Origin of the sequence: Caballeronia terrestris, assembly GCF_001544515.1 — a bacterium.
Taxonomy (GTDB): domain Bacteria; phylum Pseudomonadota; class Gammaproteobacteria; order Burkholderiales; family Burkholderiaceae; genus Caballeronia; species Caballeronia terrestris.
In genome coordinates this window covers 1-725 of the sequence record NZ_FCOL02000568.1, presented here as the reverse complement: position 1 = coordinate 725, position 725 = coordinate 1, and the positions used below count along the sequence as shown (strand labels likewise).

Here is a 725-nt window from a genome sequence, read left to right as displayed (position 1 = left end):
TACCAGCAGCTTCAACCTGAAGAACGCCTCGCCATCGCAAGCCTACGACTGCAGGATGTGAGCATTCGGGCCATGGCCCGAATGCTCGGGCGCTCGCCGGCCACCGTGAGCCGTGAACTGACGCGGAACAGCTCTCCTGCTGGCTACGCATCAGTGCCAGCTCAAGCGCTGTGCGCCTCCCGCCGTAGCACTGGTCGCCGCCCCGCCAAGCTTTGCACGCAAAGCGTTTGCTGGCGGGTTGTGCTCACCCTGCTCGAGTGGAAGTGGTCGCCCCAGCAGATATCGGGCACACTTAGGCGCATGTATCCGACCGATCCGACCCAGCACGTATCGCATGAAACCATCTACACGGCTATCTACGCTCAGCCGCGCGGCGAATTGCGCCGCCAGTTGATTGCCTGTCTGCGCCACGGCCACAGCAGCCGTATGTCCCGCACGCGCGGTACAGACCGACGCGGGCAGATCCCGACATGGTCAGTATCCACCTGCGCCCGCCCGAGATCGAAGACCGCCTGCTGCCTGGTCACTGGGAAGGTGACTTCATAAAAGGCGCTGGCAATCAATCCTCTGTTGGCGTGTTGGTTGAGCGCACCAGCCGTCTAGTGCTGCTTGCCAAGATGGAGGATGCAACCGCGGCCTCGGCTCTGGCGGGCTTCTCGGCCAAACTCAATTCGATTCCCGAACCCCTGCGCCAGAGCTTTACGTACGACCAGGGCAAGGAACTC

1 pseudogene is annotated in these 725 nt (G+C 62.5%); it reads left to right on the top strand.

What is annotated here, in order from left to right:
* Positions 1–57: 57 nt before the first annotated feature.
* A pseudogene (locus AWB67_RS38990) lies at positions 58–725 on the top strand (IS30 family transposase); the annotation flags it as partial.